Source organism: Phenylobacterium sp. 58.2.17 (genome assembly GCF_026411515.1).
Classification (GTDB): domain Bacteria; phylum Pseudomonadota; class Alphaproteobacteria; order Caulobacterales; family Caulobacteraceae; genus Phenylobacterium.
In genome coordinates this window covers 71,298-88,921 of record NZ_JAPMTQ010000012.1, presented here as the reverse complement: position 1 = coordinate 88,921, position 17,624 = coordinate 71,298, and the positions used below count along the sequence as shown (strand labels likewise).

The window sequence follows — 17,624 nt, the reverse complement described above, 5'->3', positions numbered from 1 at the left end:
TATGCGTGGATTGAAGACATCCCGCCGCGGGGGCATCGTCCCCGACATGAGCGATGCTCCGAAAGTTCAGCTGTCACGCCTTCGCCAGATCGGATGGTCGCTTTGGGACCCGATCGGCCTGCGTGAACTGAGCGATGGCGAATGGCGCGACGGCGGCGCCTGCGCCGACGAGTATGACGGCTATCTGCTGCAGGTCGTGGCGAGGCTCAGACACGGCGCTTCAGTCGCCGAGGTCGTCGCCTATCTCGAAGACAGCGAGGTTGGTCACATCGGGCTGACGCGAAACGCGACAACAGGCCCCCGGGCGATGGCCACGGTCGAGGTCGTGCGCGAGTATCTGACGACCATTCCGGCCGGACCGCCGAAGGTCCGCTAGCGACCAGTCGCCTCGACGGACGACGCCGGCTTCGCCATCGCCGAAATTGGTCCGACGACCGCGCCAGGCGTCAGCCGTGGGCCAGCCACTCGCGGGCCTGGCGCTGGGCCTCGGCGACGTCTTCCGACTCCATCTCCTGGCTCAGTTCCTTGCGGTAGACCTTGGCCTCGACCGAGCCGCGCATGGCCGCCAGGTTGAACAGCATGTGCGCCGAGACGTAGTCCAGCGGCGCCCCGCCCTGACCGGTCGAATAGAGCAGGCCCATTTTGAACAGCTCGTCCCCCGTCGACTCGGCGGTCGGCAGCGGCATTTGGTTTTCCACGCTCGCAAGCATGACTTCGTTTCCCTAGCCCCGTCGGTCCGCCCCCGTTCTGGGTTCCGATCCCGACGATCCTGAGGCTAGGTAAGTCGATGCGCACTGAAGATAGGGTTAACTCGAAAAACGCCATGTTCTTCGAGCGACAATTATGACTATTCGCGCTTTTTACTGCTCGGAAAGCTTCGTAGCCAGAATCTTAAAGCGGTCGCCTTCTCGCCCGCCGCCGCTATCGGCGGGTTCCTGGCCGACGGGGCTGAAAACCTGCCGCTACACCGGCGATTGCGACCCTATCGGCGCCGATTGTGAAGCTGAAAGGCCCGTTCAGCGGCGGTTCAGCCGCCTACCGTCAGGTTTGCCGATATCGAGTACGAAAGATTGGAGCCAGGAGGCCCGCCATGAAACGCCTGATATTGAGCCTTGCTGCGGTCGCCGCGGTCGCCGGCCCGATGGCGTTCGCCGCCACCTCGGCCCAGGCCGATGACGACCATCGCGGCCGTGGCCGCGACCGTCACGAACAGCGTTGGGACCGTCACGACGACCGTCGCGACTGGGACCGCCGCGGGAACTACGACCGCCGCGACTGGGATCGCCGCGGGGAGCGTTGGGGCCGGCACGACAACGGCCTCCACCGCGGCTGGGACCGCGGTCGCCACAACGGCTATTACTATAACAACCGCTGGTACTACGGCCCGCCGCCGCAAGCCTATTACGGCAACCCGTACTACCGCCCGGGCTACGCCGCCTGGCGTCGCGGGGCGCACCTGCCGCCCTACTACCGGGGCTATGTGGTCAACGACTACCACCACTACCACCTGCGCCAGCCGCCGCGCGGCTACGCCTGGTATCGGGTCGGAGACGACTATCTGCTGGCGGCGATCGCCACCGGCATCATCTTCGATATCATCAACAACTAACTGATCTGAAAGAAAAACGCCCCGGATCGCTCCGGGGCGTTTTGCTATTCGATGCCCAGCTTGGCCTTGAGCAGGCCATTGACGGCGCCGGGATTGGCCTTGCCGCCGGTGGCCTTCATGACCTGGCCGACGAACCATCCGATCGCCTGCGGCTTCTCCTTCACCGAGGCCGCCTGTCCCGGATTGGCGGCGATCAGCTCCTCGATGATCTTCTCGAGCGCGCCGGTGTCGGAGACCTGCTGCAGGCCCTGCTTCTCGACGATCTCGCGCGGGCGGCCCTCGCCGGCCCACATCCGTTCGAAGACGTCCTTGGCGATCTTCGAGGAGATCACATCCTCCTCGATCAGCGCCACCAGTTCGGCGATCGCGTCCGGTTTCAGCGGGCTGTCCTCGATGGCCAGGCCGCCGGCCGTCAGCTTGGCGGCCAGTTCGTTGGTCACCCAGTTGGCGGTCAGCTTGGCGTCGCGGCCCTTGGCGGCTTCCTCGAAATAGTCGGCGCGCGCCTGCTCGGTGATGAGCACGCCGGCGTCATAGGCCGACAGGCCGTACTGCGACTGCAGGCGCGCCTTCTTGGCGTCCGGCAACTCGGGCAGCGAGGCCTCGATGGCCTTGACCCAGGCCGGGTCCAGTTCCAGCGGCAGCAGGTCCGGATCGGGGAAGTAGCGGTAATCGTGCGCTTCTTCCTTCGAGCGCATCGAACGGGTCTCGCCCTTGTTCGGGTCGAACAGGCGGGTTTCCTGGTCGATCTTGCCGCCCTCCTCGAGGATCTCGATCTGACGGCGCGCCTCGTACTCGATCGCCTGCTGGATGAAGCGGTACGAGTTGACGTTCTTGATCTCGCAGCGCGTGCCCAGGTGGCTGAAGTCGCCGGTTTCGCGGAACTTCTCGTAGGAGCCGACGCGGCAGACCGAGACGTTCACGTCGGCCCGCAGGTTGCCCTTCTCCATGTCGCCGTCGCAGGTGCCCAGATAGACGAGGATGGTGCGCAGCTTTTTCACATAGGCCGCGGCCTCGGCCGACGAGCGCATGTGGGGCCGCGAAACAATCTCCATCAGCGCGGTGCCGGCGCGGTTCAGGTCGACATAGGTCGCGTTCGGATCCTGATCGTGCAGGCTCTTGCCGGCGTCCTGCTCCAGGTGCAGGCGCTCGATCCCGACACGGAACGTCGTGCCGTCGTCATGCTCGACGATGACCTCGCCCTCGCCGACGATCGGGTCCTTGAACTGGCTGATCTGATAGCCCTGCGGCAGGTCCGGATAGAAGTAGTTCTTCCGGTCGAAATGGCTCTTCAGGTTGATCTGCGCCTTGAGGCCCAGGCCGGTCTTCACCGCCTGCTCGACGCAGTGCTTGTTGATCACCGGCAGCATGCCCGGCATGGCCGCGTCGACCAGCGAGACCTGCTGGTTGGGGCCGGCGCCGAATCCCACCGCCGCGCCGGAAAACAGCTTGGCGTTCGAGGCGACCTGGGCGTGAACCTCCAGCCCCAGGACCACTTCCCATTGGCCGGTGCGGCCGGCGATCAGCTTCGACGTATCAGTCATGGCCGCTTCCTAGCGCCCCTCGCGCGCGAGCGAAAGCGGGGCCGCTCGAAATCCCTTGCGCAAAAGGCGGAACCGGGGCTGAAATCCGCGCCGGATAACCTGGGGATGAGGAAACACCCGAAATGATGAAAACGTTTACTGCCGGCCTCGTCGGCCTGTCGCTCTCGCTCGGCGCCATGGCCGCCCCGGCCCTCGCCCAGGACGCCCACGCTGGCCACGCCGCGGCCCTTTCGGCCTCCGACACCCCGATCGAGTCGATCGCCGCGGTTCCGGAAGGCAAGGCCGCCCTGGACAAGAACCTCCCGGGCCTGACCACCCACGAGGCCTATGAGCAGTTCAAGGGCATGAGCCTGAAGCAGGTCCAGCCGATGAGCGGCGGCGCCATCACCGACGACCAGATCAAGGCGCTGCAAGCCGACCTCGACAAGCTCAAGAAGTAAGGGCCGCGCCGAATCGACAAGGCCCCCGCCCTACTCGGGCGGGGGCCTTTTTCATGCCCGCAACCTGCGGCCTACCACCACTTGGCGGGCTTGGCCTTGAAGTCGGCGGCCTTCTCGATCGCGCCGCCGAGCGAGAACAGCGTGCCCTCGTCCAGCGCCTTGCCGATCAGCTGCAGGCCGAGCGGCAGGCCGTTGGCGTCGACGCCGGCCGGGATGCTCATGCCCGGCAGGCCGGCCAGGTTCACCGTCACCGTGAAGATGTCGTTCAGGTACATCGCCACCGGATCGTCGGCGTTCTCGCCCAGCCCGAACGCCGCGGACGGCGCGGTCGGGGTCAGCAGAGCGTCAACTTTCTGGAAGGCCTGGTCGAAGTCGTCGGCGATCCGCCGACGGACCTTCAGCGCCTTGACGTAGTAGGCGTCATAGTAGCCGGCCGACAGCACATAGGTGCCGATCAGGATCCGCCGCTTGACCTCCGCCCCGAAGCCGGCGGCGCGGGTGTTCTCATAGGTCTCGGTCAGGTTGCCGCCGGCCTCGCGCAGGCCGTAGCGCATGCCGTCATAGCGCGCGAGGTTCGACGAGGCCTCGGCCGGCGCGACGATGTAGTAGGCCGGCAGAGCGTACTTGGTGTGCGGCAGGGAGACCTCGACGATCTCGCAGCCCGCCTCCTTGAGCCAGGCGATCCCCTGCTCCCACAGCTTCTCGATCTCGGGCGGCATGCCGTCGACGCGGTACTCTTTGGGAATGCCGACGCGCAGGCCCTTGACCGACTTGCCGACGAAGCTCGGATAATCGGGCGTCTCGATGTCCAGGCTGGTGGAGTCCTTCGGGTCGTGGCCCGACATCGACTTCAGCAGGATCGCCGCGTCCTCGACGGTCTTGGCGATCGGGCCGGCCTGGTCGAGCGACGAGGCGAAGGCCACCACGCCCCAGCGCGAGCAGCGGCCGTAGGTCGGCTTGATCCCGACCGTGCCGGTGAACGCGGCCGGCTGTCGGATCGAGCCGCCGGTGTCGGTCGCCGTCGCGCCCAGGCAGAGGTCAGCGGCCACCGCGGCGGCCGAACCGCCGGACGAGCCGCCCGGGGTCAGCTTGGCGTTGGAGCCTTCCGAACGCCACGGGTTCACCACCGGGCCGAAGGCCGAGGTCTCGTTCGACGAGCCCATGGCGAATTCGTCGAGGTTCAGCTTGCCCAGCATCACCGCGCCGTCGCGCCACAGGTTGGCGGTGACGGTCGACTCATAGGTCGGGATGAAGTTGCCGAGGATGTTCGAGCAGGCGGTCGAGCGGACGCCCTCGGTGCAGAACAGGTCCTTGATGCCCAGCGGCGCGCCGTCCAGGGCGCCGGCCTCGCCTTTCGCCCGGCGGGCGTCGGAGGCCTTGGCCATCTCGATGGCCTTTTCCGGGGTTTCGAGGATGTAGGCGTTCAGCGGCTTGGCGGCGGCCACGGCGTCGACGTGCGCCTTGGTCAGCTCTTCCGACGAGAACGACTTGTCGGCCAGGCCGTCGAGGGCGGCCTTCAGGGTCAGGGAGGTGAGCGCGCTCATCATTCCACCACTTTCGGCACGACGAAGAAGCCATCCACGGTCTTGGGCGCGTTCGACAGCACCTTGGCCGGATCGCCGCCGTCGGTGACCACGTCCTCGCGCATCGGCAGCGTCACGGCCACGGCCGACGTCATCGGCTCGACCCCGTCGGTGTCGACTTCGCCCAGTTGCTCGATCCAGGTCATGATCCCGGTCAGCTCCTTGGCGAGCGCTTCCAGCTTGTCCTCGGGCTCGGCGATCCGCGCGAGCCTCGCGACCTTACGAACGGTCGCGGCGTCGATGGCCATGGGGCCCTCCTAATGGTTCGAGGCAGGGGTTAGCCGCGTGGGCCTCCCTTTGACAAGCGATGACCGCTAAGAAGCCGCATGGCTGTCGTCGATCTGACCGATCTCCCCGCGCTTTTGCCGCGCTATTCCGCCCTGATCGGACTGGATCTGGGCGAAAAGACCATTGGCGTGGCCGTCTCCGACGTCACCCGCATGGTCGCCTCCCCGCTGGAGCTGATCCGCAAGACCAAGTTCACGGCCGAGGCCAACCGCCTCTTCGCCCTGATCGACGAGCGCGACGTCGGGGCCATCGTCATCGGCCTGCCGGTCAACATGGACGGAACCGAGGGGACCCGCTGCCAGTCCAACCGCGCCTTCGCCCGCAACCTGCTGCGGCTGCGCGACTTGCCCATCGCCTTCTGGGACGAGCGGATGTCGACCATGGCGGTCAACCGCGTGCTGATCGAGGAGGCCGACGTCACCCGCGCCCGGCGAGCCGAGCTGGTCGACAAGATGGCCGCCGCCTGGATCCTGCAGGGCGCGCTGGACCGCCTCAGCGCCCTGGCAGGTTAGCCGAGGACCGAAATCCGGATCTGGCGCAGCACCTCGCCCAGGCCCGCCTGCGGCTGGTCGAGGTCGTAGGTGCGCACGGTGCGCACGCCCAGTTCCGGCGGTCGGCGCCAGGCGACCTGGACCTCGCGGCCCATGCCGGTCACCAGATCGAGCACGCAGAAGCTGTCCGGCGCCGCCTCATCGCCTGGCAGGTTCAGCCGCAGACCGCCCTCGGACCGGTCGAGGATCACGCAGGGGCGCTTGCGGCCGCCCTCCTCGACCAGCAAGGCCGGTAGGAGGACCGGTTCGCGCGGCGTGGCCCGGCGCTCGATTCCGCCATTGGCCCGCGACCAGCGTTCGATAATCGGCGGCGTCGCATCAGATGGTGTCATGCAGGAACTCCAGCGCAGACCCTAGCCTGAGTCAGCCGGTGATCCACAGTGGGGCGTCGGCCCCAGTCGACTGCCCCTTGGCGCCCGCCGCCGCCGCCTCTAAGAGGGCGCTTTAATGAGCGCAGCACCGACCGGCCTGAACGAAGTCCTTGGCAGGACATTCCCTTTTCCCAAGCGCCACTTCCTATCGGTGGTCGATCTCAACCCCGTGGAAGTCACCGGGTTGCTTGATCTGGCCGACAGCTTCGTTTCGCTGAACCGCCAAACCTCGAAGAAGCTCGACCTGCTCAAGGGCAGGACGCTGATGAACCTGTTCTTCGAAAACTCGACGCGGACCCAGAGTTCGTTCGAGCTGGCCGGCAAGCGGCTGGGCGCCGACGTCGTCAATATGAGCCCGCGGTCCTCGTCGATCTCCAAAGGCGAGACCCTGATCGACACGGCGGTGACGCTGAACGCCATGCAGCCGGACCTGCTGGTGGTCCGCCACTCGTCGTCCGGGGCGGCCTCGCTGCTGTCGCAGAAAGTCACCTGCTCTGTGATCAACGCCGGCGACGGCCAACACGAGCATCCCACTCAGGCGCTGCTGGACATGCTGTCGATGCGCCGCGCGTTCGGCCGTGTCGCCGGCCTGCGCATCGCCATCTGCGGCGACGTGCTGCACAGCCGCGTGGCGCGCTCCAATGTCGGCCTGCTGCAAATGATGGGCGCCGAGGTGCGGCTGGTCGGTCCGCCGACGCTGATGCCGACCGACGTCGACCGCTGGAACGTCCAGGTCTTCCACGACATGCGTAAGGGCATCGCCGGCTGCGACGTGGTGATGATGCTGCGGCTGCAGCTGGAACGGATGGACGGGGTGATGGCCCCTTCCCAGCGCGAGTATTTCCGGTTCTTCGGCCTCGACCGCGAAAAGCTGGCATTCGCCTCCGACCATGTGCGGGTCATGCATCCGGGACCGATGAACCGCGGCGTCGAGATCGACTCCGACGTGGCCGACGACCTCAATGTCTCGCTGATCCAGGACCAGGTGGAGATGGGCGTGGCCGCGCGCATGGCGGTGCTCGCCGCGCTGGCCGCGCGGCTGGACAACGACTGATGAACGCCCTGACCTCGGTCTGCATCTTCTGCGGGGCCAGTCCCGGCGGAGACGTCGCCTATCGCGCCGCGGCCGAGGCCATGGGCCGGGCGATCGTCGGACGCGGGCTGCGGCTGGTCTATGGCGGCGCCAAGGTCGGGCTGATGGGCGCGGTGGCCGACGCCGCGCTGGCCGCCGGCGGCGAGGTGATCGGCGTCCTGCCGCACGCCCTGACCGACAAGGAGATCGCCCACACCGGCCTGACCCGGCTGGAGGTCGTGGCCTCGATGCACGAGCGCAAGGCGCGGATGGCCGAGCTGTCCGACGCCTTCGTCGCCCTGCCCGGCGGCGCCGGCACGCTGGAGGAGATCTTCGAGATCTGGACGTGGGGTCAGCTCGGCTTCCACGCCAAGCCGGCCGGTTTCCTCAACGTGCGCGGCTACTATGACGGCCTGCGCGGCTTCGTGGACCATGCGGTGGGCGAGGCGTTCCTGCGCGCGCCCCACCGCGACATGCTGATTTTCCGGGAGGATTGCGACGAGATGCTGGACGCGCTCGCCGCCTACAAGCCGCCCGTCGTCGAGAAATGGATCGGACGCCCCGAACTATGACCCAACGCCCGACCGCCTTCGTCAACGCCCGCCTCGTGGATCCCGCCAGCGGCTGGGACGGCCCCGGCGCCCTGCTGGTGCAGGACGGCAAGATCGCCGACGTCGCGCAAGGCCGCGACCTAGGCGCGCTCTCGGCCGACATCGAGGTGATCGACGCGGCCGGCGCCATGCTGGCGCCTGGCCTGGTCGACCTGCGGGTCAAGACCGGCGAACCCGGCGCCGAGACCAAGGAAACCCTGAAATCGGCGGGCCTGGCCGCCGCCGCCGGCGGCGTGACCTCGATCGTCCTGCAGCCGGATACCAATCCGGTGGTGGACGAGGCTTCCGTCGTCGACTTCATTCTGCGCCGCACCCGTGACATCGAACTGGTCCACGTCTATCCGGCCGGCGCCGCCACCAAGGGCGCCAAGGGCGAGCGGATGGCCGAGATCGGCCTGATGCGCGAGGCCGGCTGCGTCTATGTCACCGACGCCGACCGCCCGATTGTGAATTCCAAGGTGCTGCAGAGGGTCCTGGCCTACGCCAAGAGCTTCAACACCCTGGTCGCCCATCGCCCGGCCGATCCCTGGCTGTCGGCGGGCGCAGCGGCCACCGCCGGCGAATTCGCCGGCCGCATGGGCCTTCCCAGCGTGCCGGCCATCGCCGAGAAGATCATGCTGGAGCGCGACCTGGCGCTGGTGGAACTGACCCATGCGCCGTTCCTGGTCGACCAGGTCACCACCGCCGCGGCGCTGGAGAGCCTGGCGCGCGGCAAGGCCAAGGGTCTGCCGGTGACCGCCACCACCTCGATCAACCACCTGTCGTTTAACGAGGTGGACATCGGCGACTACCGGACCTTCCTGAAGTTCGACCCGCCGGTGCGCAGCGAGGACGACCGCCAGGCGACCATCGAGGCCCTGGCCAGCGGCCTGATCGACATCGTCGTCTCGGCCCACGCCCCCGCGCCGGCCGAGGACAAGCGCCTGCCATTCGACGAAGCGGCTCCCGGCGCGGTAGGCCTGCAAACCCTGCTGCCGGCCCTGCTCTCCTTCCACGACCGCATTCCGCTGATCGACCTGATGCGCACCGTCACCAGCCGCCCGGCGGATCTACTCGGCCTGCCGGCCGGCAAGCTCGCCAAGGGCGCGCCGGCCGATCTGGTGCTCTGCGACCTCAACGCCCCGATCGTCATCGACCTCGACAAGCTGAAGTCGAAGTCCCGCAACTCGCCCTTCGACGGCCGCCGGCTGTTCGGCGAGGTGACGATGACGCTGGTCGACGGGCGTGTGGTGTATCGGGCCTAGAACAAAAGTTCTCATTTTGTTCTGAAAATCTCACTTCTCGTGAGAGACTGTGTGCCGGCGCTTGCGCGCCTCCCCCACATTCTCAAGCGAGTACCAAATGGGCAGAAATCCCTTTAGCGCGGCTGATCCCGACGGCCCGGCTTACGATGCAATGATCGCGAAGGATAAACGCCTGCGCGCCGAACGTGAGGCGAAGCAGTACGAAAAGACCGGCGCGACAGCCTCCACTGCCAGCAAGGTGACCAGCATCGCCGACGCCGTGCTGGGAGCCGGCGACGACGCCGCCCGGCGCGCCGGCAAGCCGGTCGCCAAGTCCGCATTGAAATCCGCCGGACGGGTGGTCCCCTTAGCCGGCTACTTTCTTGATGGAATCGACGCCTGGACGGGCTACCAGGCCGATCTCAAACGCGGCTACACCAAGAGGCAGGCCGCAGAGCGAAACGGCCGCCGGATGGCCCCAGGACTTGCGGGCGCAGCGGCGGGCGGACTGGTTGCCGGTCCAGTGGGCGCCGCCATCGGCGGCATCGCGGCACCCTTCATCAAAGATCACGTCATCCCCGCCATCGGAGACCAGATGAAGTACAACTTCGAGACCCTGAACGACCCTCGCCGCTGGCCGACGCGACGACTTCCCTACTAGCCGGCAACCGCGCCGGTCGGGATCGCACCCTCCCGTCACCCGCTTGACGGGTCGAACGATCCCAATGTTCCCCGATTGTTCTTGACGACGAGCGTAGCACACTCTACGCGCGAACTGAGAGACGGGGCGACAATGCAGACTAGCGAACCGGCCGGCGCTTCCAAAGTCATCGCCCACACGAACCCGATCACCCTCGGAACCGGTTGGATGGTCCTTGGGGTAGGCCTGCTGTTTCACATCCAGGCGCTCGACAAGTACGGCTGGCTCAAGCCGGAAGCTTTCGTCGGATTGAAGTCATCGCGCCATGCTTGGTTCTACGACATCGCATTCGTAGGCCACGCCATCGCGGCGAGTTTAGCGCTACTCCTAGCAGTAGTGACGTTCAAGCTCGCCCTGCCGGCCATGCGCGGCTTCAATGATGTGATCGTCGAGAACGGGCGCCTCTCCTATGCGAGCCGCCCTTGGATGGGGAAATCCGCAGTATCGGACATCTTTGCGCGGGTCGTTCCCTCCCATCAGGAGGGACTTCTGTTCCGCGCGGACAACCTCGAGATCGTCCACGTGATACGGCGCTCATCAGGCCGGAAGCTACGGATCATCCGCCTCCAGTCTCTGTTCTACTTCGAAACCGCACAGCAAATGGCGGCCAACCTGGAAGCATGCGGCGTCGAGATTCGGGGTCGCCGCTCGGAACAGTCCGTTCCGGTATGGGAACGCAGTGCGGACGGCTAACCACCGCTTGGCGAGCGTCGCGCCCACGGCTACCACTGGACGACCAAGGGGGAACGCCGATGTTTGAGACTCTCAGCCCTGCGCTGATCGCCGCCGCCGTCGTCGGCGGCTACCTGCTCGGATCCATCCCGTTTGGGGTCATCGCCACGCGGCTGGGCGGCGCCGGCGACGTGCGCAATATCGGCTCGGGCAACATCGGCGCGACCAACGTGCTGCGCACGGGCCGCAAGGACCTGGCCGCGATCACCCTGCTGGGCGATGGCGGCAAGGGCGCAGTGGCCGTGTTCATCGCCTGGCTGCTGACGCGCAATTCCGGGGCCCAGGCGCAAGCGACGCTGACCGCCCTGGCCGGCGGCTCAGCCTTCCTCGGCCACCTGTTCCCGGTCTGGCTGAAGTTCAAGGGCGGCAAGGGCGTGGCCACGTTCTTCGGCACTCTGCTGGCGGCCGCTTGGCCGGTCGGCATAGCGGCCGGCGCGACCTGGATCGCCATGGCCTTCCTGTTCCGGGTTTCGTCGCTGGCGGCGCTGACCGCGGCGGCCCTGGCCCCGATCTACGTTTTCCTGCTTGATCGCCCCTACCCGATCGCGGTGATGGCGCTGTTCATGGGCGTGCTGATCTACATCCGCCACAAGGACAACATCGGCCGGCTGCTGAAGGGTCAGGAGCCGAAGATCGGCAAGAAAAAAGACGCCGCGTGACGCTCACCCCCGCAGCCCGTCGCGACTGGCTGCGGCTGGCGCGCACCGAGAACGTCGGCCCTGTCGCCTTCGCACAGCTGATCGCCCGCTATGGCGAGGCCTCGCTGGCGCTCGCCGCCCTGCCCGACCTGGCCCGCCGCGGCGGGCGGGTGTCGCCGCTGGGCGTGCCGCCAGTCGAGGACGTCATGCGTGAACTGGAGGCCGGCCAGGCGCTGGGCGCTCGACTGATCGCGTCCTGCGAAGCCGACTTCCCAGCCGCCTTGGCCGCGGTCGACCCGCCCCCGCCGTTGCTCTGGACCCGGGGCGACGCCGCCCTCCTGAACCGCTCCAGCATCGCCGTCGTCGGGGCGCGGGTCGCCTCGGCCGGCGGCCAGCGGTTCGCCCGCGGCCTGGCGGCCGAGCTCGGCGCGGCCGGCCACGTGATCGTCTCGGGCATGGCGCGCGGCATCGACGGCGCGGCGCACGAGGGAGCCCTGCCGACCGGAACCGTCGCGGTGCTGGGCGGCGGCATCGATGACATCTATCCGCACGAGCATAGCGACCTCTATCAACGGATTGTCGCCGAGGGCTGCGTGGTCTCGGAAAACGCCCCGGGGCGGACGGCCACCGCCCGCGACTTCCCGCGCCGCAACCGCGTCATTTCCGGCCTCTCGCGGGCCGTGGTGGTCGTCGAGGCCGAACTGCGCTCCGGGTCGCTGATCACCGCGCGTCTGGCCGCCGAGCAGGGCCGAGAAGTTCTCGCGGTTCCGGGCTCACCGCTCGACCCGCGGGCCAGGGGAACCAACGACCTGATCCGCCAGGGCGCGGCGCTCTGCGAGGGCGCCGAGGACGTGCTGCGCGCGCTCGAGGGTATCGGCGGCCTGCGCGAGCCCGAGCGGCCATATGCCCCGCCGCCGGTCGCCGACGCCGAGGTCGACGCGGTGCGTGAACGTGTCGCCGCACTGCTGTCGCCGACCCCGGTGTCGCGCGACGAAGTGGTCCGCGCCGCCGGCGCCCCGACGCCCGTGGTGCTGGCCGCCCTGACCGAACTGGCCCTGGCCGGCCGCGCCGAGCTGTTGCCGGGCGGGCTTGTCGCGAGCCTCGGATGAGGCCATTGACAGCGCCTAGGCGCCACGCCCACCTTTCGCGCCCTTGATTTTCGGGCGATCCGCCCAAGACGCCCCATATAGAGCGACCATGAACCTTCTCGTCGTCGAGAGCCCGGCCAAGGCCAAGACCATCAACAAGTACCTGGGTTCGGACTATACGGTCCTGGCCTCGTACGGCCACGTCCGCGATCTTCCGGCCAAGGACGGATCGGTGAAGCCCGACGAGGACTTCGCCATGTCCTGGGACGTCGACGCCAAGGCCGCCAAGCGCCTCAGCGACATCGCCGAGGCGGCCAAGAAGTCCGACCGCATCATCCTGGCCACCGACCCCGACCGCGAGGGCGAGGCGATCTCCTGGCACGTGCTGGAGGTCCTGCAGAAGAAGAAGGTCCTGAAGGACAAGAAGGTCGAGCGGGTGGTGTTCAACGCCATCACCAAGTCGGCCGTCACCGAGGCGATGAAGTCGCCGCGCGACATCGATATGGAGTTGGTCGAGGCCTATCTCGCCCGCCGCGCACTGGACTATCTGGTCGGCTTCACGCTCTCGCCGGTGCTGTGGCGCAAGCTGCCGGGCTCGCGCTCGGCCGGCCGCGTGCAGTCGGTCGCCCTGCGCCTGGTCGTGGACCGCGAGCTTGAGATCGAGCGCTTCAAGACCCAGGAATACTGGACCGTCGAGGCCGACGTCTCGGCCGGCGCCGAGCCGTTCCTGGCCCGTATGGTCAAGCACGAGGGCAAGCGGCTCTCCAAGTTCGACCTCGGCAATGAGAGCAGCGCCCTGGCCGCCAAGGCCGCGGTCGAATCGGCGACCTTCACGGTGGCCGGCGTCGAGAAGAAGCCCGGCCGGCGTTCGCCGCCCCCGCCCTTCACCACCTCGACCCTGCAGCAGGAAGCGGCCCGCAAGCTCGGCTTCTCGGCTCAGCGCACCATGCAGGCCGCCCAGAAGCTGTACGAGGGCATCGACATCGGCGGCGAGACCGTCGGTCTGATCACCTATATGCGGACCGACGGCGTGCAGGCCGCGCCCGAAGCGCTGGACGAAGCGCGCGTCGTGATCGGCGGCGTCTACGGCAAGGAATACGTCCCCGAGACCGCCCGCATATACAAGACCAAGGCCAAGAACGCCCAGGAGGCGCACGAAGCCATCCGCCCGACCAGCCTGGCCCGCAATCCGGGCTCGCTGCGGCTGGAGAGCGATCTCGGCCGGCTCTACGAGCTGATCTGGAAGCGGATGATCGCCTCGCAGATGGAATCGGCGCGGATCGAGCGCACGACGATCGAACTGGAGAGCGAGGACGGCAGGACCGGCCTGCGCGCCACCGGCCAGGTGGTGCTGTTCGACGGCTACCTGGCGGTCTACGAGGAAGGCCGCGACGACGCCGACGACGAGGAAGGCGGCCGCCTGCCGCAGGTCAACGAAGGCGCTTCGGCGCGTGTCGTCGCCGCCCGCGCCGACCAGCACTTCACCGAGCCGCCCCCGCGCTACTCGGAAGCCAGCCTGGTCAAGAAGATGGAAGAGCTGGGCATCGGCCGGCCGTCCACCTACGCCTCGGTGCTGACCGTGCTGCGCGACCGCGAGTACGTCCGCATGGACAAGAACCGGTTCGTGCCAGAGGACAAGGGCCGCCTGGTCACCGCGTTCCTTGAGCAATTCTTCTCGCGCTACGTGGAGTACGACTTCACTGCGGCGCTGGAAGAGAAGCTCGACCTCGTCTCGTCCGGCGACATGGACTGGAAGGCGCTGCTTCGCGAGTTCTGGCAGGACTTCCACGCCGCGGTCGGCGAGATCGCCGAATTGCGCGTCACCAACGTGCTGGATGCGCTGAACGAGGCGCTCGGCCCGCATATCTTCCCGGCCAAGGAAGACGGATCGGATCCGCGCGCGTGCCCGACCTGCGGGACCGGCCGGCTGTCGCTGAAGACCGGCAAGTTCGGGGCCTTCATCGGCTGTTCGAACTATCCGGAGTGCCGTTTCACCCGCCAGCTCGCCCAATCGGACGACGAGGCGGCCCAGGAGAGCGGCGACCGTGAACTGGGCGTCGACCCGGTGACCGGTGAGAAGGTGTTCCTCAAGGCCGGCCGCTTCGGCCCCTACGTCCAGCTCGGCGAAGCTGACAAGCCCAAGCGCTCCAGCCTCCCCAAGGGCTGGTCGGCGGCGGCCATGGACCTGGAAAAGGCGCTGCGGCTGCTGCGGCTGCCGCGCGAGGTCGGCGCCCACCCCGAGGACGGCGGCATGATCACCGCCGGGATCGGCCGCTTCGGGCCGTTCGTGCTGCACAACGGCACCTACGCCAATCTGCCGAACGTCGATGAGGTGTTCGAGGTCGGCCTGAACCGCGCGGTCGCCCTGCTGGCAGAAAAGCGGGCCGGCGGCGGGCGTCCCGGCCGCGGCGAGGCCGCAGCGCTCAAGGACCTCGGCGCCCACCCGGCCGACGGCGCCCCGGTCAAGGTGCTGGCCGGCCGCTACGGCCCCTACATCAAACACGGCGCGACCAACGCCAACATCCCAAAGGGCAAGGATCCGCAGGAGATCACCCTCGAGGAAGCGGTCGCCTTGATCGCCGAGCGCGAGGCCAAGGGCGGCGGCAAGAAGAAGGGTAAGGCCGCGGCCAAACCCAAGGCGGAGAAGGCGCCGGCCAAGAAGGCCGCAGCGAAGAAGCCGGCCGCCAAGAAGCCTGCCGCGAAGAAGGCCACGAAGGCGGACGCCGAGCCGGCTCCTGCCGGCGGCCCTGCGCCCTGGGACGAGGAGTGACGGCGGGGGCCAAATCCCCGCCACCACTGCGCGATTCCTGCGTTACAAGGCGGAATGGCTAAAGCCCGCATTCCGAAGTCCGCCCGTTTTACCGCCAAGTCCGTCCGGCCGCCCCAAGGGTTGCCGGATCGCGAGACCTTGCTGAAATTCATCCGCGAGGCAGGCGAGACCGACAAGGCGGACATGGCCAAGGCGTTCGGCCTGAAAGGCAATGATCGCCGCGCCCTGCGCGACATGGTCAAGCAACTTGAGGCCGAGGGCGCGCTGGGCAAGCGCGGCCGCAAGGGCTTCTCGGAAGCCGGCGCCCTGCCCCCGGTCGGCGTCGTCGACGTGGTCGAACGCGATCCGGACGGCGAGCTCCTGGTCAAGCTGACCAAGGGCGAGGATGCGCCGCTGGTGCGGCTGGCGCCGGATCGCGCCGGTGCGATCGGCGGGGCGCCCGGCCTGGGCGACCGGCTGCTGGTCCGCTTCGAGACCCTGGAGAACGGGGAGACCGAGGCTCGCGTCATCAAGCGGCTGGGCCAGAGCGCCCACCGCATCCTCGGCGTGGTGCGCAAGGCGAACAAGCAAGTTCGGGTCGAGCCGGTCGACCGCCGTTCGAAGGAAAGCCTGACCCTGGTCCCGGCCGAGGCCGCCAACCTTTCCGACGGCGACCTGGTGCTGGCCCAGGTCACCGCCGAGGTCCGATATGGCCCCAAGCGCGGCAAGGTCCTGGAGATCGTCGGCCGCGAGGACCAACCGCGCGCCGCCTCGCTGATCGCGATCCACAGCCACGGCATTCCGACGGGCTTTACCCAGGACGCCGAAGCCGAGGCCGAAGCCGCGCAGGAGCCGTCGCTGAAGGGCCGCGAGGACCTGCGCGCCGTGCCGCTGATCACCATCGACCCGCCCGACGCCCGCGACCATGACGATGCGGTCTATGCCGAGCCGGACGCCGATCCCAAGAACGAGGGCGGCTGGGTCGTCTGGGTCGCGATCGCCGACGTCGCCGCCTATGTGCGGCCGGGATCGGCCCTCGACCGCGAGGCGCGCGACAAGGGCAACTCGACCTATTTCCCAGACCGCGTCGAACCGATGCTGCCCGAGCGGTTGTCGGCGGGCCTGTGCTCGCTGCGCCAAGGCGAGAACCGCGCCTGCATGGCGGTGCGGATGGTGTTCGGAGCCGACGGGCGCAAGCGCTCGCACAGGTTCGTCCGCGGGCTGATGCGCTCGGCCGCCAAGCTCTCCTATGAGCAGGCCCAGCGGGCCATCGACGGGTTCCCGGACGATCAGACGAACCCGCTGCTGGCGCCGATCCTGAAGCCGCTGTGGGCCGCCTATGAGACCATGCTGAAGGGCCGTAAGGCGCGCTCGCCGCTGGCCATCGAAAGCCAGGAGCGCAAGATCGTCCTCAACGCCGAGGGCGAAGTCACCTCGATCACGCCACGCGCCTCGCTTGAGGCCCACAAGCTGATCGAGGAGATGATGGTGCAGGCCAATGTCTGCGCCGCCGAGACCCTGGAACAGAAGAAGTCACCGCTGATCTACCGGGTGCACGACGCGCCGAGCCAGGAAAAGGTCCAGTCCCTGGCCGAGTTCCTGCAGACCGTCGGCATCGCCTGGAACAAGGGCGAGGCGCCGCGTACCGACCGATTCAACAAGCTGCTGGGCGAGACCCGCGACGGCCCGCACGCCGAGATCGTCAACGAGGTCGTACTGCGCACCCAGATGCAGGCGATCTATTCGACCGAGAACATCGGCCACTTCGGTCTGAACCTGGATCGCTACGCCCACTTCACCTCGCCGATCCGCCGCTATGCCGACCTCGTCGTGCACCGCGCGCTGATCCGCGCCCTGGGGCTCGGCGACGATGGCCTCACCGATCGCGACATCGCCCAGATGAAGGACACCGCTGAGCGGATCACCGGCACCGAACGCCGTTCCATGGCCGCCGAGCGCGACGCCACCGACCGTTATGTCGCCGCCTTCCTGTCCGACCGGGTGGGCGCCGAGTTCGCCGGGCGGATCACCGGGGTCACGCGCTTCGGCCTGTTCATCCGGCTGGACGAGACCGGCGCCGACGGCCTGGTCCCCGTCTCCACCCTGGGCGGCGAGTTCTTCGTCCACGACGACAAGGCCCATGCCCTGGTGGGCGAGCGCACGGGCCGGCGCTGGCCGTTGGGCATGCGGGTGCAGGTCGAACTGAAGGAAGCGACGCCGATCACCGGCGGGCTGCTGTTCGAAATGATCAGTGATCCTCTGCCGGTCGATCGCGCCGCGCCGCGCCCCCGCTTGGGGGTGCGTGGGCGCGCGCCGTTCACCGGGCCGAAACGGGGTGGCGGCGCCGGCAAGGCCCCGCCCAAGCGCGGCAAGAGGCGCTAGGTCATTTCCGCCGAAGCGGCAAAGACAGTGTCCTGAATTCCACCGG

General features: G+C 68.0%; 18 protein-coding genes. 13 read left to right on the top strand and 5 right to left on the bottom strand.

All coding sequences use genetic code 11. The features are described 5' to 3' along the window. The first annotated feature begins 46 nt into the window (after positions 1-46). Positions 47-376, top strand: a complete 330-nt coding sequence (locus tag OUA97_RS10725) for a hypothetical protein (protein ID WP_267231879.1) — start codon at positions 47-49, stop codon at positions 374-376. 70 nt (positions 377-446) lie between these two features. Here OUA97_RS10725 and OUA97_RS10720 read toward each other — a convergent pair whose 3' ends face one another. Continuing rightward, positions 447-710 (bottom strand): sel1 repeat family protein, encoded by a 264-nt coding sequence (locus OUA97_RS10720; RefSeq protein ID WP_267231878.1) that lies wholly within the window; start codon positions 708-710, stop codon positions 447-449. Between the two features lie 380 nt (positions 711-1,090). Between OUA97_RS10720 and OUA97_RS10715 the strand changes: the two genes are divergently transcribed. Continuing rightward, the gene (locus OUA97_RS10715) at positions 1,091-1,609 is read left to right on the top strand and encodes an RcnB family protein (protein WP_267231877.1); all 519 of its coding nucleotides are present in this window, start codon (positions 1,091-1,093) and stop codon (positions 1,607-1,609) included. A gap of 44 nt (positions 1,610-1,653) precedes the next feature. Here the strand turns inward: OUA97_RS10715 and gatB are convergent, their stop codons facing one another. Continuing rightward, positions 1,654-3,150, bottom strand: a complete 1,497-nt coding sequence (gene gatB, locus OUA97_RS10710; RefSeq protein ID WP_267231876.1) for an Asp-tRNA(Asn)/Glu-tRNA(Gln) amidotransferase subunit GatB — start codon at positions 3,148-3,150, stop codon at positions 1,654-1,656. Positions 3,151-3,275: 125 nt separating this feature from the next. Between gatB and OUA97_RS10705 the strand changes: the two genes are divergently transcribed. Beyond that, complete coding sequence (locus tag OUA97_RS10705; protein ID WP_267231875.1) at positions 3,276-3,590, top strand: hypothetical protein; 315 nt, start codon at positions 3,276-3,278, stop codon at positions 3,588-3,590. A 71-nt stretch (positions 3,591-3,661) separates the two neighbouring features. Here the strand turns inward: OUA97_RS10705 and gatA are convergent, their stop codons facing one another. Then, complete coding sequence (gene gatA, locus OUA97_RS10700) at positions 3,662-5,134, bottom strand: Asp-tRNA(Asn)/Glu-tRNA(Gln) amidotransferase subunit GatA (protein ID WP_267231874.1); 1,473 nt, start codon at positions 5,132-5,134, stop codon at positions 3,662-3,664. Further along, entirely contained in the window at positions 5,134-5,421 is a 288-nt protein-coding gene (gatC, locus tag OUA97_RS10695) for an Asp-tRNA(Asn)/Glu-tRNA(Gln) amidotransferase subunit GatC (RefSeq protein ID WP_267231873.1), read from the bottom strand. The genes gatA and gatC overlap by 1 nt, the downstream gene beginning before the upstream one ends. A 78-nt stretch (positions 5,422-5,499) precedes the next feature. On the opposite strand from gatC, the gene ruvX reads away from it, so the two are divergent. Beyond that, complete coding sequence (gene ruvX / locus OUA97_RS10690) at positions 5,500-5,973, top strand: Holliday junction resolvase RuvX (RefSeq protein WP_267231872.1); 474 nt, start codon at positions 5,500-5,502, stop codon at positions 5,971-5,973. Here ruvX and OUA97_RS10685 read toward each other — a convergent pair. After that, on the bottom strand, positions 5,970-6,344 hold the full coding sequence (locus tag OUA97_RS10685) for a PilZ domain-containing protein (protein ID WP_267231871.1): 375 nt from the start codon (positions 6,342-6,344) through the stop codon (positions 5,970-5,972). The genes ruvX and OUA97_RS10685 overlap by 4 nt on opposite strands. 115 nt (positions 6,345-6,459) lie before the next feature. Between OUA97_RS10685 and OUA97_RS10680 the strand changes: the two genes are divergently transcribed. The 9 genes from OUA97_RS10680 (at position 6,460) to rnr (ending at position 17,578) form a co-directional block, all read left to right on the top strand. Then, the gene (locus tag OUA97_RS10680) at positions 6,460-7,437 is read left to right on the top strand and encodes an aspartate carbamoyltransferase catalytic subunit (RefSeq protein WP_267231870.1); all 978 of its coding nucleotides are present in this window, start codon (positions 6,460-6,462) and stop codon (positions 7,435-7,437) included. Next, positions 7,437-8,027 (top strand): TIGR00730 family Rossman fold protein, encoded by a 591-nt coding sequence (locus tag OUA97_RS10675; protein ID WP_267231869.1) that lies wholly within the window; start codon positions 7,437-7,439, stop codon positions 8,025-8,027. The genes OUA97_RS10680 and OUA97_RS10675 overlap by 1 nt, the downstream gene beginning before the upstream one ends. Then, a complete protein-coding gene (gene pyrC, locus OUA97_RS10670) occupies positions 8,024-9,310 on the top strand; it encodes a dihydroorotase (RefSeq protein WP_267231868.1) in 1,287 nt (428 codons plus the stop codon). Before OUA97_RS10675 ends, pyrC begins: the two co-directional genes overlap by 4 nt. Before the next feature lie 97 nt (positions 9,311-9,407). After that, positions 9,408-9,950 carry a hypothetical protein gene (locus OUA97_RS10665; RefSeq protein ID WP_267231867.1) on the top strand — a complete coding sequence of 181 codons (543 nt, stop codon included), beginning with the start codon at positions 9,408-9,410 and terminating at the stop codon, positions 9,948-9,950. Positions 9,951-10,082: 132 nt separating this feature from the next. Beyond that, complete coding sequence (locus OUA97_RS10660; protein ID WP_267231866.1) at positions 10,083-10,682, top strand: hypothetical protein; 600 nt, start codon at positions 10,083-10,085, stop codon at positions 10,680-10,682. A gap of 59 nt (positions 10,683-10,741) precedes the next feature. Next, positions 10,742-11,380, top strand: a complete 639-nt coding sequence (gene plsY / locus OUA97_RS10655) for a glycerol-3-phosphate 1-O-acyltransferase PlsY (protein ID WP_267231865.1) — start codon at positions 10,742-10,744, stop codon at positions 11,378-11,380. Then, the gene (gene dprA / locus OUA97_RS10650; RefSeq protein ID WP_267231864.1) at positions 11,377-12,468 is read left to right on the top strand and encodes a DNA-processing protein DprA; all 1,092 of its coding nucleotides are present in this window, start codon (positions 11,377-11,379) and stop codon (positions 12,466-12,468) included. Before plsY ends, dprA begins: the two co-directional genes overlap by 4 nt. Positions 12,469-12,556: 88 nt before the next feature. Then, entirely contained in the window at positions 12,557-15,217 is a 2,661-nt protein-coding gene (gene topA / locus OUA97_RS10645) for a type I DNA topoisomerase (RefSeq protein ID WP_267231863.1), read from the top strand. A 54-nt stretch (positions 15,218-15,271) separates the two neighbouring features. After that, positions 15,272-17,578, top strand: coding sequence for a ribonuclease R (gene rnr, locus OUA97_RS10640; RefSeq protein ID WP_267231862.1), 2,307 nt, complete (start codon positions 15,272-15,274; stop codon positions 17,576-17,578). Positions 17,579-17,624: the final 46 nt, after the last annotated feature.